20 protein-coding genes and 1 rRNA gene are annotated in these 23,557 nt (G+C 51.0%); 6 read left to right on the top strand and 15 right to left on the bottom strand.

Annotated elements, in window-relative coordinates:
* Positions 1–110 precede the first annotated feature (110 nt).
* The 5 genes from ACN06F_RS06245 to ACN06F_RS06225 form a co-directional block, all read right to left on the bottom strand.
* Positions 111–1,645, bottom strand: a 16S ribosomal RNA gene (locus tag ACN06F_RS06245).
* Positions 1,646–2,279: 634 nt separating this feature from the next.
* Positions 2,280–4,085 carry an acyl-CoA dehydrogenase C-terminal domain-containing protein gene (locus ACN06F_RS06240; RefSeq protein WP_120387201.1) on the bottom strand — a complete coding sequence of 602 codons (1,806 nt, stop codon included), beginning with the start codon at positions 4,083–4,085 and terminating at the stop codon, positions 2,280–2,282.
* A 254-nt stretch (positions 4,086–4,339) separates the two neighbouring features.
* Positions 4,340–5,107 carry an SDR family NAD(P)-dependent oxidoreductase gene (locus tag ACN06F_RS06235; RefSeq protein WP_433924847.1) on the bottom strand — a complete coding sequence of 256 codons (768 nt, stop codon included), beginning with the start codon at positions 5,105–5,107 and terminating at the stop codon, positions 4,340–4,342.
* Between the two features lie 16 nt (positions 5,108–5,123).
* Positions 5,124–6,794, bottom strand: a complete 1,671-nt coding sequence (locus ACN06F_RS06230; protein ID WP_095602238.1) for an AMP-binding protein — start codon at positions 6,792–6,794, stop codon at positions 5,124–5,126.
* A gap of 189 nt (positions 6,795–6,983) precedes the next feature.
* Entirely contained in the window at positions 6,984–7,547 is a 564-nt protein-coding gene (locus ACN06F_RS06225) for a TetR/AcrR family transcriptional regulator (protein WP_089037912.1), read from the bottom strand.
* A gap of 128 nt (positions 7,548–7,675) precedes the next feature.
* Here ACN06F_RS06225 and ACN06F_RS06220 point away from each other — a divergent pair, with 128 nt between their 5' ends.
* Entirely contained in the window at positions 7,676–8,863 is a 1,188-nt protein-coding gene (locus ACN06F_RS06220) for an acetyl-CoA C-acyltransferase (protein ID WP_231658638.1), read from the top strand.
* A 33-nt stretch (positions 8,864–8,896) separates the two neighbouring features.
* Here the strand turns inward: ACN06F_RS06220 and ACN06F_RS06215 are convergent, their stop codons facing one another.
* Together ACN06F_RS06215 and ACN06F_RS06210 are read right to left on the bottom strand one after the other, a co-directional pair.
* Complete coding sequence (locus ACN06F_RS06215) at positions 8,897–10,573, bottom strand: methyl-accepting chemotaxis protein (RefSeq protein ID WP_231658637.1); 1,677 nt, start codon at positions 10,571–10,573, stop codon at positions 8,897–8,899.
* Positions 10,574–10,587: 14 nt separating this feature from the next.
* Positions 10,588–11,013, bottom strand: a complete 426-nt coding sequence (locus ACN06F_RS06210) for an arsenate reductase ArsC (RefSeq protein ID WP_038482976.1) — start codon at positions 11,011–11,013, stop codon at positions 10,588–10,590.
* 154 nt (positions 11,014–11,167) lie between these two features.
* Here ACN06F_RS06210 and arsH point away from each other — a divergent pair, with 154 nt between their 5' ends.
* Genes arsH through ACN06F_RS06185 form a run of 5 tightly spaced genes read left to right on the top strand, consistent with a single transcriptional unit; the run spans position 11,168 to position 14,416 of the window.
* On the top strand, positions 11,168–11,887 hold the full coding sequence (gene arsH / locus ACN06F_RS06205; RefSeq protein WP_433924846.1) for an arsenical resistance protein ArsH: 720 nt from the start codon (positions 11,168–11,170) through the stop codon (positions 11,885–11,887).
* A gap of 15 nt (positions 11,888–11,902) precedes the next feature.
* Complete coding sequence (gene arsB, locus ACN06F_RS06200) at positions 11,903–12,970, top strand: ACR3 family arsenite efflux transporter (protein ID WP_433924845.1); 1,068 nt, start codon at positions 11,903–11,905, stop codon at positions 12,968–12,970.
* A gap of 15 nt (positions 12,971–12,985) precedes the next feature.
* The gene (locus ACN06F_RS06195) at positions 12,986–13,657 is read left to right on the top strand and encodes an NADPH-dependent FMN reductase (RefSeq protein ID WP_038482967.1); all 672 of its coding nucleotides are present in this window, start codon (positions 12,986–12,988) and stop codon (positions 13,655–13,657) included.
* Positions 13,658–13,674: 17 nt separating this feature from the next.
* A complete protein-coding gene (arsC, locus tag ACN06F_RS06190; protein ID WP_433924844.1) occupies positions 13,675–14,082 on the top strand; it encodes an arsenate reductase (glutaredoxin) in 408 nt (135 codons plus the stop codon).
* A 40-nt stretch (positions 14,083–14,122) separates the two neighbouring features.
* Positions 14,123–14,416 carry a CC/Se motif family (seleno)protein gene (locus ACN06F_RS06185; protein WP_038482962.1) on the top strand — a complete coding sequence of 98 codons (294 nt, stop codon included), beginning with the start codon at positions 14,123–14,125 and terminating at the stop codon, positions 14,414–14,416.
* A gap of 10 nt (positions 14,417–14,426) precedes the next feature.
* On the opposite strand, the gene arsJ is transcribed toward ACN06F_RS06185, so the two are convergent.
* The 8 genes from arsJ to ACN06F_RS06145 all read right to left on the bottom strand — a co-directional run bounded on the left by arsJ (position 14,427) and on the right by ACN06F_RS06145 (position 23,430).
* A complete protein-coding gene (gene arsJ / locus ACN06F_RS06180; RefSeq protein WP_038486616.1) occupies positions 14,427–15,638 on the bottom strand; it encodes an organoarsenical effux MFS transporter ArsJ in 1,212 nt (403 codons plus the stop codon).
* 16 nt (positions 15,639–15,654) lie between these two features.
* Entirely contained in the window at positions 15,655–16,701 is a 1,047-nt protein-coding gene (locus ACN06F_RS06175) for an ArsJ-associated glyceraldehyde-3-phosphate dehydrogenase (protein WP_198350135.1), read from the bottom strand.
* Positions 16,702–16,857: 156 nt separating this feature from the next.
* A complete protein-coding gene (gene pstB, locus ACN06F_RS06170; RefSeq protein WP_038482956.1) occupies positions 16,858–17,697 on the bottom strand; it encodes a phosphate ABC transporter ATP-binding protein PstB in 840 nt (279 codons plus the stop codon).
* 26 nt (positions 17,698–17,723) lie between these two features.
* Positions 17,724–18,890 (bottom strand): phosphate ABC transporter permease PstA, encoded by a 1,167-nt coding sequence (gene pstA, locus ACN06F_RS06165; protein WP_038482953.1) that lies wholly within the window; start codon positions 18,888–18,890, stop codon positions 17,724–17,726.
* A gap of 18 nt (positions 18,891–18,908) precedes the next feature.
* Positions 18,909–20,159 carry a phosphate ABC transporter permease subunit PstC gene (gene pstC, locus ACN06F_RS06160; RefSeq protein WP_038482950.1) on the bottom strand — a complete coding sequence of 417 codons (1,251 nt, stop codon included), beginning with the start codon at positions 20,157–20,159 and terminating at the stop codon, positions 18,909–18,911.
* A gap of 151 nt (positions 20,160–20,310) precedes the next feature.
* On the bottom strand, positions 20,311–21,324 hold the full coding sequence (locus ACN06F_RS06155; protein ID WP_038482947.1) for a substrate-binding domain-containing protein: 1,014 nt from the start codon (positions 21,322–21,324) through the stop codon (positions 20,311–20,313).
* A 129-nt stretch (positions 21,325–21,453) separates the two neighbouring features.
* A complete protein-coding gene (locus tag ACN06F_RS06150) occupies positions 21,454–22,185 on the bottom strand; it encodes a sulfite exporter TauE/SafE family protein (protein ID WP_038486613.1) in 732 nt (243 codons plus the stop codon).
* Between the two features lie 51 nt (positions 22,186–22,236).
* Positions 22,237–23,430, bottom strand: a complete 1,194-nt coding sequence (locus ACN06F_RS06145; protein WP_038482944.1) for a multidrug effflux MFS transporter — start codon at positions 23,428–23,430, stop codon at positions 22,237–22,239.
* Positions 23,431–23,557 lie beyond the last annotated feature (127 nt).

Here is a 23,557-nt window from a genome sequence, read left to right as displayed (position 1 = left end):
AAGCTCTTTTCTCTTCTTTCAATATGAAGAAAACGCTTATCACTGCGTATCAACAGCATTCTGATCAGGTAATTCATTGTGAGCGCTTACCGCGAGGATGATGCATCGTTTAAGGAGGTGATCCAGCCGCAGGTTCCCCTACGGCTACCTTGTTACGACTTCACCCCAGTCATGAACCACACCGTGGTGATCGCTTTCCCGAAGGTTAAGCTAACCACTTCTGGTGCAGTCCACTCCCATGGTGTGACGGGCGGTGTGTACAAGGCCCGGGAACGTATTCACCGTGACATTCTGATTCACGATTACTAGCGATTCCGACTTCACGGAGTCGAGTTGCAGACTCCGATCCGGACTGAGACCGGCTTTTCGGGATTAGCTGACTCTCGCGAGCTCGCAACCCTTTGTACCGGCCATTGTAGCACGTGTGTAGCCCTACTCGTAAGGGCCATGATGACTTGACGTCGTCCCCACCTTCCTCCGGTTTGTCACCGGCAGTCTCCTTAGAGTTCCCGGCATTACCCGCTGGCAAATAAGGACAAGGGTTGCGCTCGTTACGGGACTTAACCCAACATTTCACAACACGAGCTGACGACAGCCATGCAGCACCTGTCTCTGCGTTCCCGAAGGCACCAAGTGATCTCTCACAAGTTCGCAGGATGTCAAGAGTAGGTAAGGTTCTTCGCGTTGCATCGAATTAAACCACATGCTCCACCGCTTGTGCGGGCCCCCGTCAATTCATTTGAGTTTTAACCTTGCGGCCGTACTCCCCAGGCGGTCGACTTATCGCGTTAACTTCGCCACAAAGTGCGCTAGGCACCCAACGGCTGGTCGACATCGTTTACGGCGTGGACTACCAGGGTATCTAATCCTGTTTGCTACCCACGCTTTCGCACCTCAGTGTCAGTGTCAGTCCAGAAGGCCGCCTTCGCCACTGGTATTCCTCCCGATCTCTACGCATTTCACCGCTACACCGGGAATTCTACCTTCCTCTCCTGCACTCTAGCTTGACAGTTCCGGATGCCGTTCCCAGGTTGAGCCCGGGGCTTTCACAACCGGCTTATCAAGCCACCTACGCGCGCTTTACGCCCAGTAATTCCGATTAACGCTTGCACCCTCCGTATTACCGCGGCTGCTGGCACGGAGTTAGCCGGTGCTTCTTCTGCGAGTGATGTCTTTCCTAATGGGTATTAACCACTAGGCGTTCTTCCTCGCTGAAAGTGCTTTACAACCCGAAGGCCTTCTTCACACACGCGGCATGGCTGGATCAGGCTTTCGCCCATTGTCCAATATTCCCCACTGCTGCCTCCCGTAGGAGTTCGGGCCGTGTCTCAGTCCCGATGTGGCTGATCATCCTCTCAGACCAGCTACGGATCGTTGCCTTGGTGAGCCATTACCTCACCAACTAGCTAATCCGACATAGGCTCATCCAATAGCGGGAGCCGGAGCCCCCTTTCTCCCGTAGGACGTATGCGGTATTAGCCTGGGTTTCCCCAGGTTATCCCCCACTATCGGGCAGATTCCTATGCATTACTCACCCGTCCGCCGCTCGTCAGCGGGTAGCAAGCTACCCCTGTTACCGCTCGACTTGCATGTGTTAGGCCTGCCGCCAGCGTTCAATCTGAGCCATGATCAAACTCTTCAGTTTAAAATCATTGTGATGCTTACTCGTCACCCGAAAACGTAATGTTTACGAACAACAAAAGCGCATCAAACTTGGCTCAAGGTTCAAACGAATTCATTTCAATTTACATTGTCATGACCGCTTGCCTTGATATTTGGTGATTTATCACCCTCATCGGCAAACGCCCACATGAATTACCTGATCAAATTGTTAAAGAGCTGTTTTCGCTGCTGAACTTCCGGAGAAGTAACTGGCTAGCCGATGAACTGGCTTACCTCAGCGAGGAAGGCGTATTCTACGCATTTCCTGGTGTTTGTCAATCACTGTTTTGAGTGAGTGAAGCGAGTGAACGAAGAAAGCGAGATAACGATGCTTTCTGGCGTGGCTCGTTTCAAAAAGCGTTGGAAGGCATCGCAGTGTATTGCTGCTGAGTTCTTCTAACTCTCTGACAAACCGAAGGTTTTCACCTTCATTCACCGCTGGTAACGCTGTGCGTCCCCGGCAGCGGATGCGTACTTTACGGATTCGCTGCCGATTTGGCAAGGGCTATTGAAAAATAAATTGAAATAAAAAAGCGGCAGGTGTTGTTCTAAGAACAAGCCTGCCGCAAACCACCGATCAGTCCCCTGACCAGAGAGTGCTCAGTTAAACCTAATGCTTAAATCTCAAAGCCCAAGCCAAAATCTTCGCTCGACATCGCCATAAGGCTTCCCGCACCCGCTTGAATCATCTGAGCATGTGCTTTAGTACGCGGCAGCAGGCGCTGGTAATAGAAACGAGCAGTATTCAACTTGGCCGCATAAAACGCCTTATCGTCACCTTCTAATTCCACCAACGACTGCTTAGCTGCGCGGGCAAAAAGGTACGCCAAGGTGACATAGCCGGAGTACATGAGGTAGTCGACGCTAGCCGCCCCCACTTCTTCACGGTCTTGCATGGCTTTCATACCCACGCCCATCGTTAGCTCGCCCCACTCAGCATTTAGCTTCGCTAGCGGCTCAACAAACTCTTTTAGAGCTGGGTTATCAGCTTCCGTCTTACAGAACTTATGGATCTCTTTGGTGAATACTTTTAGCGATTCACCCTGGCTCATCAACACCTTTCGGCCAAGCAGGTCTAACGCCTGAATGCCGGTAGTACCTTCATAGAGACGGGTAATACGCGCATCACGCACCAGCTGTTCCATCCCCCACTCTTTAATGAAGCCGTGCCCACCAAAAATCTGCACGCCTTCATTGGTGCACTCAAAACCAACTTCAGTGAGAAACGCTTTCACGATAGGCGTTAATAGACCAAGTAGAGTTTCAGCCCGCTCTTTCTCTTCGCCAGGCTTACCGTGTTCAACGATATCTAGCATTTGAGCGGTGTATAGCACCAGCATGCGACCACCCTCGGCGAACGCCTTCTGGGTTAGTAGCATACGGCGCACATCCGGATGAACAATAATCGGGTCTGCTACTTTCTCAGGCGCTTGAGCACCAGAAAGGGCACGCATTTGTAACCGGTCACGAGCGTAACTAAGCGAGTTTTGGAAACTGGCTTCAATTAAGCCTAAACCTTGAATGCCCACCCCAAGACGTGCGGCATTCATCATAGTGAACATGCACGCCAAGCCTTTGTTAGGCGCTCCAACTAAATAGCCCGTCGCACCATCAAAGTTCATCACACAAGTCGCATTACCGTGGATGCCCATTTTGTGCTCGAGCGAGCCACAGGAAACGCCATTACGATCGCCGGGATTGCCTTGAGCATCTGGCATAAACTTAGGCACAACAAATAGAGAAATACCCTTCGAGCCCTCTGGAGCGCCAGGCAATTTGGCTAATACGAGGTGTACGATGTTTTCTGCCAGATTATGGTCGCCAGCAGAAATAAAGATCTTAGTACCCGTAATGGCGTAGGCACCACTTTCATTAGGCACCGCACGCGTCTTAATTAGCCCGAGGTCAGTACCACAGTGCGGCTCGGTGAGACACATTGTGCCTGTCCAAACACCCTCGACCAGTTTAGTAAGGTAGGTTTCCTTTTGTTCATCAGTGCCATGGTGCCGAAGCGCATCGGCCGCACCATGGGAAAGCCCTGGATACATACCCCACGCCAAGTTAGTTGCGCAGATCATTTCAGACAGCATCATCGCCAATGATGGCGGAAGACCTTGGCCGCCCTGTTCAGGATCTGCTGCTAGGCTTGGCCAGCCACCTTCAACATATTGCTGATACGCTTCTTTAAAACCTTGCGGCGCTTTAACTTCGCCACCTTCTAACAAGCACCCCTCTTCATCGCCACTTTGATTGAGCGGAAGTAGCACATCACGGGCAAAGCGCGCGCCCTCTTCAAGAATCGCATTCACGACGTCTGGAGACGCTTCATCACCACAGGGTAGCGCTGCATAGTGGCTGGGGTAGTCAAACATTTCGTCCATAACGAAACGCATATCACGTAAGGGGGCTTGATAGCTGGGCATGTCACTTCTCCTGAACTGGGGGCTGAAAGCGGCTTACATTTTTAGTACGGCCTGGATTTCAAAAAAAGCCGCTTTCAAACACATGTTTGAAAACTAGCGCGCAGCCGCATCATAGTCAAGCGGTCGTTTGAATATAACACTCAAAACCGCTACAACTTTGGTCGACCAACCGGTAAAAAATTGATCTATAAACAAAAAAACCTGCCAGCAAAAGTGCTGGCAGGTTATCAGCCGCTACTAATTTTCCAGCCTATTTACTGCATTCGAATGCCTCCATCCAGCCGAATCACTTCACCATTCAACATTGGGTTAGTGATAATCTGCTCGGCCAACTGAGCAAATTCATCTGGCTTACCCAACCGCTTGGGGAAAGGCACCGCAGCGGCTAAGGCTTGAGCCGCCTCGTCAGGAATCTCACTCATCATGGGCGTTTCAAAAACGCCAGGCGCAATCGCCATAACGCGAATAGCATGACGCGATAGCTCTCTAGCAGCCGGCAAACTCATTCCCACAACACCGGCTTTCGAAGCACTGTAAGCACACTGCCCCACCTGCCCATCGAATGCCGCGATAGAAGCCGTATTAATAATTACGCCCCGCTCACCGCTCTCATTGGGCGTATTTTTGGCCATGGCGGCTGCCGCCAAACGCATCACATTAAACGTACCCACTAAATTAATGTTGATCGTTTTTGCATAGCTTTCCAGGTCTGCGGGATTGCCATTACGGTCAACCAGTTTGGCCACGCTTACTACGCCGGCACAGTGAATAACACCCGAAAGGCCGCTGCCACCTCCCAGTGCAATCGCTTCGTCAATCGCCTGCTGCATTTGCTCGGCAGAGGTGATATCAGCTATGCAGGCCACTGTACGACCACCTAAGCGTTTAGCATGGTCCGACACGCTATTATTCATGTCACACAATACAACGCTCCCACCGGCAGCTATTAGGCGCTCTGCTGTTGCCGCACCTAGCCCTGAAGCAGCACCAGTAATTAAAAACGTACAATCCTTCACCTGCATTTCAACTTTCCTTTGATTATTTGTCGTTGCGTGCTTGCTCAGTCGCTTGGGCACGAAGTTTGAAGCGCTGAATCTTGCCGCTAGGCGTTTTGGGCAGCTCATCGACGAATTCGATAACCCTGGGGAACGCATGAGTAGAAAGACGCTCACGCACTTGCTGGCGGATCTCATCAGCAAGCGCCTCACTAGCCTCATACCCATCACGCAGTACGATATAAGATTTAATGACCTCGCCACGAATCTCGTCTGGCTGGCCAACCGCTGCAGATTCGGCAACCGCAGGGTGGGTCATGACACTGTTTTCAACATCCGTAGGGCCAACTCGGTAGCCTGCAGTGGTAATAATGTCGTCATCACGTCCGGCAAATTGAAACGAGCCGTCTTCATTGCGGATAACTACATCACCAGTCAGGTAGTAACCGTTCACAAAGGGATCTTTTTCTTGCCAGGTATACCCTTGGAAAAAGTGGGCGGGTGAGTTTTTGATATCAACTGCAAGCACACCCGGCTCACCGGGCGGCAGCTCGTTATACTCGGCATCCAAGATAGCCAAGCGGTAGCCCGGCATTGGCACACCCATCGCTCCAACGTGTTTGGGGTGATCAAGGGAGTGATGGTTATTACAGGTCATGCCGGTTTCTGTTTGACCATAGTGATCCATGACCGGACAACCTAACGACTTCTCCACCCAGGTCACTACTTCTGTATTCAGTGGCTCGCCTGCCGAACTCGCCGCGCGAAGCTCTAAGGTTTGGTGGGCGTCATCGAACAGTCCTGACGCTTTCATTAAGCGGTATGCCGTGGGCGCCGCGGCGAAGTTAGTAATATGGTGACGCTTCATGAACGCCAAGGCACCTTCTGCACTGAAACCCGCCTCGCAGAAGTGCGTGGTAACACCGAGCAGCAGCGGCCCAGCAATCGCGTAATAAAGCCCGTATGCCCAACCAGGGTCAGCCATATTCCAAAAGCGATCATCGTCACGAAGATCGACTGCCAGCTCCATATAGAGAGCAAACGCTGTCATACCGGAAAGCGGCACAGCCACTCCCTTTGGCTTACCTACCGTGCCTGAAGTAAACATCTGAAGAAAAGGTTTTTCAGGGGCAAGACGAGGTGGCTTTTCGCTCATTGACGTATGCGTCAACGCAGCCTGCCAATCATGATCATTAGGATGCTCGCTAGTGGCCCCGCCTACTGCCAAAACAGGCGGGCACTGGCTTAGCCCATCAAACTTAAAGCGATTAGCATGATCGGTAATAACCAGCTTGGTGTCAGCGCGCCCCAGGCGATAATCCACCGCATCAGGACCGAACGCGGTAAATAACGGCTGATAAACCGCACCAATTCGCCAAGTGGCAAGAACCGCCACTAACAGCGCTGTTGAGCGCGGCAGCATGCAGGCAATACGGTCCCCTTCACCAAGCCCTTGGGCCTTAAACCAGCCAGCAAGCTTGCCACTCTGCTCGTCTAGTTCTGCATACGTCAGCGTATGGGTTTGTCCATTGATATCTTCCTGCACGAGCGCAAGCACATCACCTCGCCCCTGGCGCACATGACGACCGCAGCATGCCTCAAAGGCATTAAGGCAACCATCCTGATGGTCATCCAGCCTGGCAATCATGGTGTCAACCGTAAAGCCTTCCAGGAAGGTGGAATATGTGGGTAGTGACGCTGATGTTGCTGTCATGATGGCTCTCTTATGTTGTTAGTCGTGAGCAGTTGTACGCAAACAGACAGGCCAGGTTTCGATCTTACACTTTATTATTGTCCGTTTACGTTAACGGAAACCTTGCAATTAAACTAACGCTAAAAGCATTTGCGCGGGAGCGCAAGCAATCAGCGTCGTAAACGGGTTAGACGTTGGTCGAGAGGGGTGTTAACGGGCCATAATCATTGCGACCAGTTCATCGGCTAGATCATCGGGGGTGCGCGGCCCACTGGGGTCGTACCAGCGTACTGTCCAATTCAGCGCACCCAATATAAACCGCGATACAAGAAAGCGGTCACCGTGAATAAGCTCTGCTGCCAGCGCATCATCGATAACCTCTACCCATAGTGCTTCGTAAGCATCCCGCAGGTGGCTTAAATGGGCACTCGCATCTGGATCTAACCGTCGCCATTCAAATAACGCGACCACATGGGCATTGCGATCAGCGAAAAGCGTCTCTAAGTGCGCTCGGGCCATAGCATGCAGACGCGCCTCAGGATCATTGTCGCACTCTTGAAGCGCTGCTTTAGCAATACTAAGAGCATTTTGGGTACCCTCTTCTATTACCGCAGCTAAGATTTCCTGCTTATCTTTGAAGTGATGGAACAAGCTGCCAGACTTGATACCCATTTCTTGCGCCAGCATACGCACCGTGGTGCGATCAAAGCCTTCTTGGACGAATAGCTGAGCCGCTAAACGTGTCAATTCCTTGCGGCGAGGGGAAGCATTCATTACATTCATGTCATTTACACTAGCGCTTGCTTGGTTACTTAGGAGAAGACCACAGCCCCGCCAACGGGTCAACGCATCACTAAGCTTACAGCAAGATAATCACAAGAAATCCGACAGGAGACGCACAAATGAGTAATGCCACCGAGGTTGTATTTTTATCTGCCACCCGCACGCCAATGGGCGGCATGATGGGTAGTCTTTCCAGCATGACGGCTCCCGAACTTGCGGCCGTTGCAATCCGCGCTGCCATAGAGCGAGCGGGTATCGAAGCATCCGTTATTGAAGAAGGCATCATGGGTTGTGTACTACCCGCCGGCGTAAAACAAGGGCCAGCCCGCCAGGCCATGCGTCAGGCTGGCATTCCCGATGCCAATGGTGCTACTACGATCAATAAACTGTGTGGTTCTGGCATGAAAGCCACCATGCTAGCCCACGACTTGATCAAAGCCGGGACGGGGGAAGTGCTTCTCGCTGGCGGCATGGAATCGATGTCTAATGCCCCACACGTACTCACTAAAGCGCGTGGCGGTTATCGTCTAGGTCATGGCGAGCTAAAGGACCACATGTTCCTTGACGGCTTAGAAGATGCCGAAACCGGCAAATTGATGGGGGTTTTCGCTCAGGATGTTGCCTCAGAGCGTGGCTACACGCGCGAGCGCCTGGATGATTTTGCCATTGCATCCTTAGAGCGCGCTATGGACGCTACCAATAACGGCCACTTAGCGGCAGAAATGGCGCCGGTAACAGTAACCACACGCCAAGGTGAAACGCTGGTCGAGCATGATGAACAGCCCTTCCAAGCGAAGCTAGATAAAATTCGCCAGTTGCGCCCGGCGTTTGCCAAAGACGGTACTATTACGGCTGCCAACGCTAGCTCAATTTCCGACGGTGCATCCGCACTTATTTTGGCCAGCCATGAAGCCGCACAGCGCCATGGTGTGAAGCCACTAGCCAAAATGCTTGGCCATACCACCCACTCTCGCCATCCAAGCGAATTCACCATTGCGCCAGTCGGTGCCATTGAAAAGCTGATGAAAAAGCTTGGCTGGGGTGTTAACGATGTTGATCTGTTTGAGATTAACGAAGCGTTCGCTGTCGTTACGTTAATGGCGATGGATGACTTGGGGCTACCCCACGAGAAAGTCAACGTGTTTGGCGGCGCTTGTGCCCAAGGGCACCCAATTGGCTCAACAGGTTCACGCGTCATTGCGACGCTTATTCACGCCCTACGCACCAAAGGCGGCAAACGTGGTATTGCCAGCCTGTGCATTGGTGGTGGCGAAGCCACCGCTGTGGCCGTTGAGCTAATCGACTAATATAATCAACCCTCCCGCGCCTTGCCATACTGATCATGCCAAGGCGCGTTTATCCTCCCTATCGCCATACTTTTCTGAAGTGGCCAATGTCTGCCAGTCCAACGACCTGGGCGCCTCTGTAACTTCACTGATATCATCATGATTATTGCTAAGCTGATCCTCAACCATGCGAAATTGACCAGCATATTCACGCATTTTCAGAGCTTCTTGAGTTAGTCCTTCAGCACTTTGTGCCGCGTGATTGACCAGCTTCAGCGTATCTTGAGTTGTCATATCAATTTGCGTGACCGCCCTGTTCACTTCCTCAATACCACGTCGCTGCTCTTCCGACGCGCTGGCTATCCTTGCCATCAACTGCTCTACCTGAGTGGCCGACTGCATAATATCGCGCGTATGCTCACCCGCTTGCTGAGATAACTCACTCCCCTCCTCAACACTCTGGCGAGATGCTTCAATACGCGACCGAATTTCATGTGCCGCATCAGCACTGCGCGTTGCTAACGCTCGTACTTCGCTGGCCACCACAGCAAAGCCACGCCCGTGCTCACCCGCACGCGCTGCCTCAACAGAAGCATTCAAAGCCAGAATATTCGTTTGGAAGGCAATGCTTTCAATCATGGAAATAATGCTTTGTATTTCTTCGGAGTGCTTGTTAATGGCCTGCATAGTCGCTATGAACTGGGCAATCACTTGATCACCTTGCTGCGCTTTATGAGCGACACCCGTCGTCGCTTGACTCACATGCGCCGCACTTTCTGCATTCTGATTTACGGTTGCGGTTAACTGCTTGAGGCTTGCCGCCATTTGCACGAGTGCGGATACTTGCGAGTCAGTTTGCCCCGCCAATTGTTGGCTTTGAGCTGCCATGACTTGGCTATCGGTGTAAACCTGTTGGCTGCTGTTGTTAAGATGGTTCACCGTCGACGTCAGCGAATGCTGCATGTTTGCCAATTCGCTAAACAACAGACCAATTTCATTCGCGGCATGGGCTTCGACTGGCGTTGATAAATCGCCCTTGGCAATGCGTTTAAAGTGCTGCGTTATTGCACGCAAAGGCTGCAAAACATTGTTACGCACGCCCCATACCACTAACGCTATGACCAGCATTGCCACAACAACAACGCCAAGCACCCCCCAAAATAGTAGCGACGATACTTTTTGAAAGCGATCAAGCAGCCCAGCGCCACGGGCGACCGAATAACCGTAGAAGGCTTCCGCAGCAGTCACAAACTGCTGACTACTCTCATCCACGCGAGACTCGCCAGATAGGAAGCCTCGAACATCGCGCTCTTCCAGCATCATCATTTGCAAACTTAAATTATTATTAACTAGTGAGTGGAAATTATTCGCCAACTGATCCACAAGCTCAAGCCGCTCATCCTCAGCAAAACTCGAGTAGAAAGCGTTAAAGCGGGCTGAAGCCGTATTCAACAAGCTCCCTGCTTCCTCTAACAAAGGTTCTGGACGCTCAAAAGAGGGAGTACGAATTAGCTCAGCAGCTCGGTTCATTTGTATACGAGCACGCAGCAGCTGGGTATAGGCCCCGTTAAGCTCACGTACCTGATTCATGTCTCGTTGCTGCAGCGACGTAAACGCCTCACGGCCAAAGTGATTGGCAAATAACCCCAACCCACCAATTGCCAATATGAGACAGGTGAAGGTCACTAACACCAGCGCCCAGCTTGCTTTAACGCTTAAACTATTCACCATACGCATAAATTCTTTCAACCACGTGGCTGATCATGAGCATGCAGGGACAGCCATAGCTGCAGACGCCGACGGATTTCTAATAGCGCTTGCTCGTATGCATCTAGTTTACTAATTAGCCTCGGATCACGAATATCCCAGAAAAGCACTTCTCTGGCGCGCCCTTGCCAGTCTCTGCAAACCTGTTGCGCCTTGTCGCAAAGTACAATGACAAAGTCGAAGTACTCGTCCTCAAACTCATCCAGTGACTTACTACGCAATCCTTCCGTATCAAGGCCCTGTTTATGCAGTGCCTCTAACGTTAGCGCATGGGGTTCATCTGGCTCGGAACCTGCGCTAAAAGCATCAAAACGATCACTTGCCATCTGGCGAAGCAGCGCTTCTCCCATCAAAGACCGTGCAGAATTGGCATTACAAAGGAACAGCACGCGACGCTTTGGCATAAATAAATGACCTCTTGATGGGTGTAATTTAAGCAATTTACGCCTTCAAGATGACGTCATTATTGCAGCCTGCTAGTTACCGGTACAAATATACGAAAAAACATATATCATAACGATCAATAACCACTTCTTCGACATAAAAGGAGCACCGCCAATGGCATTGCTTGATGATTTACCCAACGTGGACAGCCGTCTGTTTAAAGCTCCCAATCATGAAACATTGAGGCTTCCCTTGAGTGACCAGCCTGCCCCCAAAATCCTGCTGCTTTACGGTTCACTGCGGGAACGCTCATTCAGTCGATTAGCCGTTGAAGAAGCCGCTCGGCTACTCAATGCAATGGGGGCAAGTACAAAGATTTTTGATCCGCGGGGCTTACCCCTGCCGGATGCGGAAGATTCAAGTCACCCTAAAGTGGATGAGCTGCGTACACTGGCACAGTGGGCCGATGGCATGGTGTGGTGCTCACCTGAACGCCACGGTGCAATGACTGGCATTATGAAAGCACAAATTGACTGGATTCCTCTTGCCTTAGGCGGCGTTCGCCCCACCCAGGGTAAAACACTTGCAGTAATGCAGGTGTGCGGTGGCTCCCAGTCGTTTAACACGGTAAATCAATTGCGTATTTTAGGGCGCTGGATGCGCATGGTGACGATTCCAAACCAGTCATCGGTACCTAAGGCTTTTATGGAGTTTGATGACAACGGTCGCATGAAGCCCTCTCCATTTTATGACCGCATTGTTGATGTTATGGAAGAACTGGTGAAGTTTACACTGCTGGTTCGTGAGCGCAGCGATCTACTAACCGACCGCTATTCTGAACGCAAAGAGAGCGCTGAAGAAGTCTCCAAGCGCGTCAACCAACGCGCCATTTGATCAGGGAGTGGTTTTATGACAACCCAGAGCAATTCATCACCCACCAGTGCCGATATGGGGCTGTTTGAACGCTACCTTTCCGTATGGGTAGCAATTGCCATTGTTACCGGGATTGCACTTGGGCAGTTCGCCCCTGCCGTGCCAGAGGTGTTATCACGGTTTGAGTATGCCCAGGTCTCCATTCCGATTGCCGTATTAATCTGGGCGATGATTTTTCCCATGATGGCGCAGATTGATTTCAGTGCGATTGCAGGAGTGCGCCGCCAGCCAAAGGGCCTAACCATTACCACCACTGTCAATTGGCTGATTAAACCCTTCACAATGTTCGCCTTGGCCTGGCTGTTTTTCATGGTGATTTTTCAGCCATTTATTGCTGAGGAACTGGCCAGTCAATATCTAGCGGGCGCCATATTATTGGGGGCAGCTCCCTGCACCGCGATGGTATTTGTATGGAGCTACCTGACTCGAGGTGATGCGGCTTACACGCTGGTTCAAGTAGCTTTGAATGACTTGATTATGCTGTTTGCCTTTGCGCCGCTTGTGGTGCTGTTACTAGGAATCTCAAATATCCAAGTGCCCTGGGACACGGTTATTTTGTCGGTGGTGCTGTACATCGTGATTCCACTTACAGCGGGCTATTTCACCCGTAAAACACTGATCGCCAAGCGCGGCACCGAGTGGTACGACAGCGTGTTTATGAAGCGCGTTGGCCCAATCACGCCCATCGGGTTAATCATTACGCTAGTGCTTCTATTCGCCTTCCAAGGCGACGTTATTCTGAACAATCCGCTGCATATCGTATTGATCGCTATTCCTCTGATTATCCAAACGTTTTTGATCTTCTTTATCGCGTATGGCTGGGCCAAAGCGTGGCGTGTGCCGCACAACATCGCTGCTCCTGGCGCAATGATCGGCGCCAGCAACTTTTTTGAACTGGCGGTCGCGGCTGCCATTGCACTGTTTGGCTTACAGTCAGGCGCCGCGCTAGCCACAGTAGTTGGTGTTTTAGTTGAAGTGCCGCTTATGCTCGCACTGGTACGCATTGCCAACAAAACGCGTCAGCATTTTCCTGAAAACGCATAACAAAGAGATACTCGGATGGCACATTACTTAGTTTTTCTCGGTTCAACTCGAACCTCTACGCCGCCCGCCCCTGCTCGTTTAGGCGAGCGGGTATCCCAGGCGTGCAAACGCCTACTTAGCTCGCTACCCGATACAACGGCAGAGGTTATAGACCCGCTAACGTTAGACCTTAACGGCCCTTTTAAGCCACATTTTGCTTACGCAAAAACAGCGGTTCCCGATGATCTTGAAGCTCTTGCAGGCAAGATTGAACAAGCCGATGGCTACGTGATGGTCAGCCCCGAATATAACCACTCCATGAGCCCGGCGCTGAGCCATTTGCTGAATCATTTCGGTGCATCACTGTTTGCATTCAAACCCAGCGCTATCGTGACTTACTCCATGGGGCAATGGGGAGGCGTGCGTGCCGCCGTTAGCATGCGCGCATTTCTATCTGAGCTTGGCTGCCTGCCAGTGTCCGCCATGATCCATATACCTAAAGCGCAGGAAGCGCTGAACGATGACGGGGAGTTTGCCCAGGAGCAAGAACGCTGGGAAAACTATTTTGGGCGCGCGCTAGGGCAATTAACGTGGTGGGCAGAAGCGGCTAAGTCGCACAAAACCGAGCAAGACCCCACAACGCTATCACCTGCGTTTACTAAATCGCCAGCTCAGCGCAATGCACCTACAACCGATCTTTCCACCTAACCAAGAGATAACTCACCATGTCAGTCACCATCTACCACAACCCTAACTGCGGTACTTCGCGCAATACGCTGACAATGATCAAGGCATCGGGCGAAGATCCCGAGGTAATTCACTACTTGGAAACACCTCCCAGCCGAGACCACCTAGTAGCGCTACTCGCGATGATGAAGATATCACCGCGAGAACTGCTGCGCCAAAAGGGCACCCCTTATGATGAGCTCAAATTGGATGACTCTTCGCTAGACGATGATCAGCTGATTGACGCCATGATAGCGCACCCGATTCTGATCAATCGTCCTATCGTCATTAGCCAAAAAGGCGCGCGCTTATGTCGCCCATCCGAACTAGTATTGGAACTGCTTGAGCAGCCCGTTGCACACTTTACCAAAGAGGATGGCGAAACCGTCTACTATCCCGCGAGCTAATACAGGAACCAAATGCCAGAACAATAGTACGGGGTGAACAATGAACCATGTCATTGATATCGACAGCAACGCCGTCGACTTCATCAAACAACAAGGCGGCGTTGTGACCGTCCGCCTCTCCCCACGGTACGGCTGCTGCGGAGGCCTCGCCAATCTTGCGGTAGCTGAAGCGCACCATCCAGAAGATACCCAACACTATCAGCACCATATTCAAGATAGTGTTTCGATCTATATTGATCCCGACCTTGCTAACCAAGGGCTGCGCATTGGCGTTGAAGGTTGGTGGAAATTGCGCCACCTTTATGTGGATGGCGCGGCGTTATCAACAGACTAAACAATGGCCTTTAGGCAACCTGCTTTGGCAACGCCAGTGCCATCACTGAACTGGCTATCACTAAGGCCGCCGATACCCAAAGACAGGCGCTCAGCCCGTAAGCCATATACAACCAGCCTGACAGCAACGTTCCCACCAAACGCCCCATGGCGTTGGCCATATAGTAGAAGCCAACATCCATCGAGACGCCATCGGCACGGGCATAATGAACAATCAGGTAACTATGCCAGCTGGAATTAATCGCAAACAGCACACCAAACGCTAAAAGCCCGACCACCAGCCAACCTACCTGCGCCAGCGGTAGTAACGCCAACAAAATCGCTAGTACCGCTAAAGCGGCTGCCCAGCCTGCGGTTAGCGCGCGGGCATCCCCTTTAATCAATCGGGTAAGTTTAGGTGCCTGAGTTTGTACCCCACCGTAGCCAATAATCCATGCTGCCAGTAATCCCCCCACTGTCCAATGAGTCCAGCCGTGCTGGTCATATAAAAACACCGGCAACGCCACGACAAACCAGACATCCCTAGAAGCAAACAGGCAAAAGCGCGCCGCTGAAAGCACGTTGATGGCACGAGACTTGGAGAAAATCTCCGAAAACTTGGGTTTTACTTTTTGGCGCCCTAAGTCTGCTTTTAAGCGCCATAAAGAGACCAGTAATACCGCGCTAAGCATCACCGCCATGGCAATCACCGCGCCTCGGAAACCAATCAGCGTCAGTAACAACCCGCCGATAAAAAAGCCTAGGCCTTTCAATGCATTTTTAGAACCGGTCAGCATCGCTACCCAGCGGTAGAGAGAGCTATTAGCGTTGGCACTCTCTTTAGGCACCAATACTTTGACCGCACTTTTAGCACTCATTTTATTTAAGTCTTTGGCAATGCCAGACAGCGCCTGCGCCGCCATCACCCAAACAACAGTGAGCATCCCTGCGGGCACCATCAGCATGGCAAGCGCAACAATTTGTAGCCCCAACCCCACATTCATCGTGCGGTTCAAGCCTAGCCTCGCGCCAAGCCAGCCGCCGACCAAGTTGGTCACTACGCCAAACGCTTCATAGAACAGAAACAGCATGGCAATTTGCAGCGGCGAGTAACCTAGCTGGTGGAAATACATCACCACCAGCATGCGCAGCGCGCCGTCGGTAATGGTAAACGCCCAGTAGTTGCCAGTGATCAACATATATTGGCGAACTTCAAACGGCAGCGCTATGACTCGGGCGCGCATTTTGAGAAACGGCGAATTAGCCACGGTCAATCTGCTCTTTAACTGTCTTCTCACCAGCTACCATTAGCGCCAACTCGGCCGTGCGGTTGGCATAGCCCCACTCGTTGTCATACCAGGCGTAAAGCTTAAGCTGGGTGCCGTTGACCACCATGGTAGAAAGCGCATCAATAATGGAGCTGCGCGGGTCAGTGCGATAATCAATCGATACCAGCGGGCGCTCTTCATAACCCAAAATACCGGCGAGCCCTCCCTCCGCGGCCGCTTTCAGCGCTTGATTGACCTCTTCCACCGTGACCTCGCGCTCAAGCTCAAACACCATATCGGTGAGCGATGCATTGGCCAGCGGCACACGAATGGCATGACCATTCAGCTTTCCTTCCAGTTCGGGAAAGATGGCTGTAATTGCTTTTGCAGAGCCCGTTGTCGTTGGAATCAAACTCATACCACAGGCGCGAGCGCGACGTAGGTCTTTGTGCGGCGCATCTAGAATCGTCTGAGTGTTGGTAATGTCATGTACCGTCGTCATCGAACCATGGCGAATACCAAAGGTTTCCTGAATCACTTTAACTACTGGGGCTAGGCAGTTTGTGGTGCAGCTAGCGGCAGTCACGATTCGATGCTGAGCGGGGTCATAAAGATGATCGTTGACACCTACCACTACGTTCAGCACGCCCTCTTCTTTAATCGGTGCACTAACCACTACGCGCGCAACGCCTTGATCAAGATATGCCTGGAGCTTGGCGGTTTCTTTCATTTTACCCGAGCACTCGATGACCACGTCACAGGCAGACCAGTCACTATCGGCAATCGCCTTATTGGCGCTAAACGCAACAGTTTTACTATCTAAAACAATCGCATCGTCGCAAGCTGCAATCCCTTCGCCAGGAGACCAGTGGCCATGCACCGAATCAAACTCAAGCAGGTGGGCAAACGTTGCTGAATCACCGCCTGGGTCGTTAATACGCACAAGCTCTACTGCCCCAGCTTCGACTTCAGTCCATAAGCTTCGCAGTGCTAATCGACCAATACGACCAAACCCGTTAATACCGATACGTAATACCATGGGGCCTCCTATTTAGATAAACGTATACATGAACGTCTAAATAAATGAATAGGTGAACAGTGCGAAAATCGTAATTCTAATATACGAAAAAACATATATGAGAAATTAAAAAAATGCCTGCAGGCTAGCTTGGCGCTGGCCTGCAGGCAGTCTTAGTTAACCGTAACGACCGGAGATATAGTCTTCGGTCTTTTTCTGTGCCGGGGTTGAGAACATCACTTTGGTATCGTTGTACTCGATGATTTCTCCCAGGTGGAAAAATGCCGTGTAGTCGGCTACCCGTGCGGCCTGCTGCATATTATGCGTCACGGTAACAATGGTGAACTGCTCTTTCAGCTTGTCCATCAGATCTTCGATCGTTGCTGTAGAGATCGGGTCCAACGCAGAGGTAGGTTCATCCATTAAAATTACATCTGGTTGTACTGCAATCGCTCGGGCAATACACAAACGCTGCTGCTGGCCGCCAGATAATGAGGTGCCTGGCTCCTGCAGTTTATCTTTCACTTCATTCCACAGGCCTGCATCACGTAACGCTTTCTCAACAAGCTCATCCTGATCTGCCTTACGACTTACTAAGTCATGCATACGCGGTGCGTAGGCAATATTTTCGTAGATCGACTTAGGAAAAGGGTTTGGCTTCTGAAAAACCATGCCAACACGACGGCGCAAAGCTACTTCATCCATCTTAGAAGCATTGACGTCCTGCCCATCCATTTCGACCAACCCTTCGGTGTGCACACTAGGAATTAGGTCATTCATGCGGTTTAGACAGCGCAAAAAGGTCGATTTACCGCACCCCGAAGGGCCAATCAGTGCGGTCACATTCTTCTGAAACAGATCAATATTTAGCCCTTTTAACGCTTGGGTTTTGCCGTACCACAGGTTCAAATCACGAACGCGGATACTTAAATCATGGCAAGCCTTTTCATTACGCGTATAAGGCTGCCCTACGTCGGGCAGGTTCTGCTGGTTCATGACAGGTACATGGCTGTTCATAGTAATGTCCTCTATGACGTGCTGGCCTACCAGCGACGCTCAAATTTCTTACGTAGTACAACGGCAAAGGCGTTGAGTGAGATAAGTATGGTGAGCAGCACTAAAATACCGCCAGCAGTTTTTTCTACAAACGCCTGCTCTGGCTCACCTGACCAGGTAAATATTTGAGCTGGCATTACCGTTGCGGCATTAGTAAATGAAGCCCCTACATCAGGGATAAATGCCACCATTCCAACAATAATTAGCGGTGCTGTTTCCCCCATCGCCTGTGCCAAACCGATGATAGAACCGGTCATGATTCCCGGCATCGCCAAGGGGAGAACATGATCACGGACTACCTGCCAGCGTGAGCACCCTACTCCAAACGCCGCATGGCGAATGGAATCCGGCACGCTACGAAGCGCCGTACGCGTAGAGATAATAATCACCGGCAGCGTCATCAGCGCTAAGGTCATACCACCTGCCAGTGGCGAAGAACGCGGCACCCCAAAGAAGTTAATAAAAATCGCTAAGCCCAGCAAACCGAACAGAATCGAAGGTATGGCAGCTAGATTGTTGATATTAATTTCAATTGCTTGGGTAAAGCGGTTATCTGGCGCAAATTCTTCTAAATAAATCGCTGTCATTACACCAATGGGAAACGCAATCAGCAGGGTAACGATCATCGTCATCACTGTGCCAACAACCGCCGACAAAATGCCTGCATTCTCAGCAATTTTTGAATCACCAGAACCAAAAAACGTTTTATTGAAGCGTAGATCCACTTGGCCGGCTGCTACACGCTCCTCAATTTCTGCCTTTTCTTGATCGCTGAGGCGATTGCGATGCCCTTTTAGATATTGATCTACTTCACTGTTCGCTAACATCCAACGTTGCTCTGACGTACCGATTAGCTCAGGGTTGTTACGCAGTTGGAGCGGAATTACCCTCACCTCAGTGCGGCTAATCAGCGGTATCAAGTCTTCATCAAATGCTTGTCGGCCATCGCGGCTAGCTTCTTCTGAATAACGAATTTCCGTATTGATGTACGCCTGCTGGAAAGCTGGCAACCCTTTGCTCAACATATCAGCAAAGAACAGCACCAAAAACAGACCAGCCAAACCCAGCGCCCCCATGGATACCCACTTCAAGCGTGCCGACTTACGGTGACGCCGCTTAAGCTGCTGGCTGATCTCGTCAAAAGTATGGCTCATCGAATCAGTTCCTCGGCGTTACAGGTTATTTACGCGGTATTTTTCACGGAAGCGGCGAATCATTAAGACTGAGACTAGGTTGAGTGTCAGCGTCACCGCGAATAGCACCAAGCCCAAAGCAAACGCTGAAAGCGTTTCTGCGCTTTCAAACTCCTGATCGCCAGTAAGAGCCGCCACAATGCGCACCGTCACTGTCGTCATGTCCTCTAATGGATTCGCTGTTAGATTAGGTCGCATCCCCGCAGCCATTACCACAATCATTGTTTCGCCTAGCGCTCGCGACATACCAAGCAATGACGCAGAAATAATCCCAGGTAAAGCAGCAGGTATGACCACATCACGAATGGTCTCGCCTTTCGTCATCCCCAGTGCGAGCGAACCTTGGCGCATGCTGTCTGGCACAGAGTTAATGACGTCGTCGGAAAGCGATGAAATAAACGGGATAATCATAATTCCCATCACTACACCGGGTGCGACGGCATTGTTATAAGAGGCATCTAAACCAAAGAACCCTGCAATGTTTACAATAATTGGGGCAACGGTAATGGCAGCAAAGAAGCCATACACCACGGTTGGAATGCCCGCTAACACTTCAAGTACAGGCTTAGCGACAGTACGAACCCTAGCAGGCGCATATTCCGACATATAAATAGCTGAGAGCAGCCCTACCGGCACTGCCACCAACATCGCAATAGCAGTGATCATAAAGGTGCCCGCAAATAGCGGCACTGAACCAAATTCTGCACCGCTGCCGTCACCACGCCCTGCCGATGCTAAAAAGCTCGCACCTGGATTCCATGTTGTGCCGGTAATGAACTCCCAGAAGCTATGCATCTGAAAAAAGCGTAAAGCTTCTGAAATAATTGAGAATAGTATTCCGAAGGTTGTGAAAATCGAGATCAAAGCCGCGCCCGCTAAAATCCACCGGATAACGCGTTCAATGGCTTGGCGCGCGTGGAACTGAGGTTTTACCTGAGCAACACCTACGGCGAGACCAGCGGCGGCCACCACAAGACTAGCGGCAAACAAATAAAGCGGGGGTATCTCAGCGCCTAGCAGCAACAAAAGCAAAGAGCCGACTGCACCCACTAGCACTGCTGGCCCTGCGGTTGAGAGAACAGCAAACCATGCATACTGATCTGGCTGCGCATACATCGCAGCCCCTGACGCGCGTACACGGGAAGCCTTTGCGCGGCCAATAAAGTAGGCCGCTAGCCCAAGCAGCAAGAGCACAGTGCAAAAGAGTAGAAGTAGCTGGTTAGTTTGCATCGAATTTCTCTCGCATCACCTAATGAAATCGTGTTGGCGACCACTTTGGAGTAAAAACATGACAGCAATGTGACAAACACCAAGATATAGCCAACTCAAACTAAAAGGCCGGTAGCTTATGCTACCGGCCTTTTGTATCTAGCGTTCTAACTTACTTCAGGTCTTCAACAGTTAACTGAGCACGGTCAGCAACACGCTGACGAGCTTGCTCACGCTCAGCTTCGGGCAGCGGAATCAAGCCAATATCAACCAAGTAGCCATCACTGCCAATCATCAGCTCTTCCATAAACATGTTGGCATAGTCATACATTGGCGGTACTTCATCAGCGTGCTGGTTCTTGAGGTAGAACCACAGCGAGCGAGCAACTGGATATTCACCAGAACTAATTGCTTCTACTTCTGGCTCAACACCATTAATAGACGCGCCCTGGATAGTATCCGGGTTTTCAGTCAAGAAAGAGTATCCAAAGATACCGAACGCTTTAGTATCTTCAGACAAACGCTGAACGATCAAGTTATCGTTTTCGCCTGCATCGATATAAACGCCGTCTGAGCGGATTTCGGTGTAACCTTCGTCACCGTAAGCTCCCAACTCTTCTGAAGCTACTTCCATCACCAGCTCTTCAAAAGCATCGCGGGTTCCAGAGGTCGTGGGCGGCCCATAGATAGAAATCTCACGATCCGGTAGAGAATCGTCGATTTCGCTCCAGTTAGTGTAAGGGTTATCAACCAGCTCACCATCAACGGGGACCTGAGCGGCAACGGCTAGGAAAATATGTTCTAGGGTAAAGTCTGCTGCGTCGTTATTAGTTGATTGGCCAAGAACGATACCGTCAGAACCGATTTTAGCTTCAGTAATATCGGTAACGCCGTTCTCTTCACAGCGCTCAAATTCAGATGGCTTCATACGACGTGAAGCATTGGTGATATCGGGCGTGCCTTCACCTACACCATTACAGAACAAGCGCAAACCGCCACCCGAACCTGTTGACTCAATCACAGGCGTAGGGTTACCGGTAGTCGCACCGAACTCTTCAGTAACGTAGCTGGCAAACGGATAAACGGTACTGGAACCTACGATGCGGATCTGATCACGTGCCTGGGCAACACCGGCAACGCTCATTACGGCAGCCGCTATCACGGTCGTTTTTAGAATACGGTTCATGCGAAATACTCCTGTCGATGTAAGGTTTTGGCCTTCGCAAGACGTACTTTGCACCGTTTCAATGACAACTTTGTGACAGGACGTAACATCACAAAAATTTTTAATCCGAGGTACCGCATAACACTGGTACTAAATTAACAGCCCCAACGCAGCCAACGTACATAGCCCAAGCGAGACACCTTGTAGTAACCGCCTATCCAAGCGATGGGCAATCACATCTGCCAGCGCATTACCGATTAGCACTGCAGGTAGAAACGTGAGCGCTAATTTAAAATGCCAAGCGGATACCTGGCCCGCAAGCGCTAGCGTCATGAGCGTTAGAAGAGATGTCAGAATAAAGAAAGCGGCCAAATTGCCGCGCAGGCGATCAGGTGGAAAGCCATGCATTAGCAGGACGACTGGAGGACCACCGATGGCAGCCACCGTGCCAAAAACGCCTGACAGTATACCTGCCAGGAACAGCGTCACACGGTTTACCGGGGGATGAAAACGAAACAGCGTTACTATCACAGCAAACAACACGATAGCGGCGATCAGTTTTTCGAGCACCACCAACGGAGCAGTTAACAATAACCAAATGCCCAGCGCATTCCCTGGCAAGCGGCCAATCAAGGCAATGCCTATCGCGTCCAGGCGTATTTCTTGCCAGTAGTGGCGCACCATCAGCAATGAAACAGTAAACCCAAACAACACGAGCACTACCGGCACCAAACGTGGTTCTAGCATCAACAGTAGTGGTGCCCCTACCACTGCCAAACCGAAACCTGTCGCACGCTGTACGAAAGCACCCAGCATTAATACGGCAGAACAGGCTAGCCACACGCCAAGTGGCATGTCTATCCATGGCAACGAGTTATTCATTAAAATCAATCATCACACCTTTTCGCTAACATCAATCAGCAGCACAAAGCATCAGTACGAATCACCGTAAGCGGGCTTTCTTGTCAGCTTTTGGACGCCGATATTACCCAGCAACGCGGCCCCCAACATAGTGAGCACCATCGGCCATAGGTGCTCTACCTGGAACAAGCCCACCAGCACCCCAGCAATTGCGCCACAACTAAACTGGATGCCACCTAGCAGTGCAGTTGCCGTGGCACTGATATGTCCAAAATGGTCCAGTAACGCAGAAATGGCATTAGGTGTGATCAGACCAATCATACCGGTAAACAACATGACTAGAGGCACCACCACATATAGCGAAGCCAAATTAAGCGCTGTCGCGATAACAAGCCCCAGTGCCGCAATTAACTGAATCGTTAACCCTAGTCGTAAATTCTGTTGTGGCGAGCGCTTACGCAGTAAATGAATATTGACGCGATTAGACAGCGCAATCACAAGCACATTGACGCCAAACACCATTGGGTAAACGCTAGGCGATAGTGAGAAGTAGTCTAAGTATAAAAATGGAGAGGCGGTTACAAAAGCAAACAGCCCAGCGAATGAAGCTGCGACAGCGCAAATATAGCCCATCCCCTCTTTATGACATAGCACACTGGCGTAATTGCGTATAACTTGGCGGGGCGAAGCTGCGGGTAAGTTAGTATCTCGTGTTTCGGGTAAACGCGTACCTAGCAGCCAAAGCAAAAAACCTGCGTAAGCGGCCAAAAATACAAATATCAGCCACCACCCCGCAATGTGCAGCAAGATACTACCCACGGCAGGTGCCACCAACGGCGCAAGCATCATGATCATAGCCATCGTTGACATGACTTTAGCGGCTTCACGTCCGCTGAAACAGTCGCGCACAATCGCCGCTGAGTTCACCACACAAGCGCCGCCGCCCAGTGCTTGAATAAATCGCCACACCAGCAAAGAGGTCAAACTATCGACGGTGGTGATCATTAAGCTCGCGAGCATAAACACCACCAAGCCACTGAGCAAAACAGGCTTACGCCCCACCCTATCCGACAGCGGTCCAAAGCACAGCTGACCGATTGCGAAGCCAAATAAAAACATACTGATTGAGAGTTCAGTATGATGAATACTCGCATTGATGTTTTCTGCCAGTACCCCAATGGCTGGTAAGTAAGCATCAATCGCAAACGGCGCAAGCGCTGTGTTGGCCGCCACCAACAGCGCCACTCGACGAGGATTAAGTTCCATAAACATCCTTGAAGTTGGCATTATTCAGCAGAGAATGCCGCTGAATTGATAGGCCGCTAATCATAATCGATTTCAATTCATTTGTCGGTCACTGTTCGCCACGCAATGCCCTTGCTAAAGTATCCAA

Source organism: Vreelandella sp. 21, from assembly GCF_050995515.1.
Taxonomy (GTDB): domain Bacteria; phylum Pseudomonadota; class Gammaproteobacteria; order Pseudomonadales; family Halomonadaceae; genus Vreelandella; species Vreelandella alkaliphila.
Note: the sequence above shows the minus strand (reverse complement) of the source record. Positions and strands in the feature narration are given on the sequence as shown.

What these genes read in the sequence shown, in the direction of transcription:
- ACN06F_RS06240 (WP_120387201.1), bottom strand. Translation starts at nt 4,085, where the DNA reads ATGCCCAGCTATCAAGCCCCCTTACGTGATATGCGTTTCGTTATGGAC.
- ACN06F_RS06235 (WP_433924847.1), bottom strand. Translation starts at nt 5,107, where the DNA reads ATGCAGGTGAAGGATTGTACGTTTTTAATTACTGGTGCTGCTTCAGGG.
- ACN06F_RS06230 (WP_095602238.1), bottom strand. Translation starts at nt 6,794, where the DNA reads ATGACAGCAACATCAGCGTCACTACCCACATATTCCACCTTCCTGGAA.
- ACN06F_RS06225 (WP_089037912.1), bottom strand. Translation starts at nt 7,547, where the DNA reads ATGAATGCTTCCCCTCGCCGCAAGGAATTGACACGTTTAGCGGCTCAG.
- ACN06F_RS06220 (WP_231658638.1), top strand. Translation starts at nt 7,676, where the DNA reads ATGAGTAATGCCACCGAGGTTGTATTTTTATCTGCCACCCGCACGCCA.
- ACN06F_RS06215 (WP_231658637.1), bottom strand. Translation starts at nt 10,573, where the DNA reads ATGGTGAATAGTTTAAGCGTTAAAGCAAGCTGGGCGCTGGTGTTAGTG.
- ACN06F_RS06210 (WP_038482976.1), bottom strand. Translation starts at nt 11,013, where the DNA reads ATGCCAAAGCGTCGCGTGCTGTTCCTTTGTAATGCCAATTCTGCACGG.
- arsH (WP_433924846.1), top strand. Translation starts at nt 11,168, where the DNA reads ATGGCATTGCTTGATGATTTACCCAACGTGGACAGCCGTCTGTTTAAA.
- arsB (WP_433924845.1), top strand. Translation starts at nt 11,903, where the DNA reads ATGACAACCCAGAGCAATTCATCACCCACCAGTGCCGATATGGGGCTG.
- ACN06F_RS06195 (WP_038482967.1), top strand. Translation starts at nt 12,986, where the DNA reads ATGGCACATTACTTAGTTTTTCTCGGTTCAACTCGAACCTCTACGCCG.
- arsC (WP_433924844.1), top strand. Translation starts at nt 13,675, where the DNA reads ATGTCAGTCACCATCTACCACAACCCTAACTGCGGTACTTCGCGCAAT.
- ACN06F_RS06185 (WP_038482962.1), top strand. Translation starts at nt 14,123, where the DNA reads ATGAACCATGTCATTGATATCGACAGCAACGCCGTCGACTTCATCAAA.
- arsJ (WP_038486616.1), bottom strand. Translation starts at nt 15,638, where the DNA reads ATGCGCGCCCGAGTCATAGCGCTGCCGTTTGAAGTTCGCCAATATATG.
- ACN06F_RS06175 (WP_198350135.1), bottom strand. Translation starts at nt 16,701, where the DNA reads ATGGTATTACGTATCGGTATTAACGGGTTTGGTCGTATTGGTCGATTA.
- pstB (WP_038482956.1), bottom strand. Translation starts at nt 17,697, where the DNA reads ATGAACAGCCATGTACCTGTCATGAACCAGCAGAACCTGCCCGACGTA.
- pstA (WP_038482953.1), bottom strand. Translation starts at nt 18,890, where the DNA reads ATGAGCCATACTTTTGACGAGATCAGCCAGCAGCTTAAGCGGCGTCAC.
- pstC (WP_038482950.1), bottom strand. Translation starts at nt 20,159, where the DNA reads ATGCAAACTAACCAGCTACTTCTACTCTTTTGCACTGTGCTCTTGCTG.
- ACN06F_RS06155 (WP_038482947.1), bottom strand. Translation starts at nt 21,324, where the DNA reads ATGAACCGTATTCTAAAAACGACCGTGATAGCGGCTGCCGTAATGAGC.
- ACN06F_RS06150 (WP_038486613.1), bottom strand. Translation starts at nt 22,185, where the DNA reads ATGAATAACTCGTTGCCATGGATAGACATGCCACTTGGCGTGTGGCTA.
- ACN06F_RS06145 (WP_038482944.1), bottom strand. Translation starts at nt 23,430, where the DNA reads ATGGAACTTAATCCTCGTCGAGTGGCGCTGTTGGTGGCGGCCAACACA.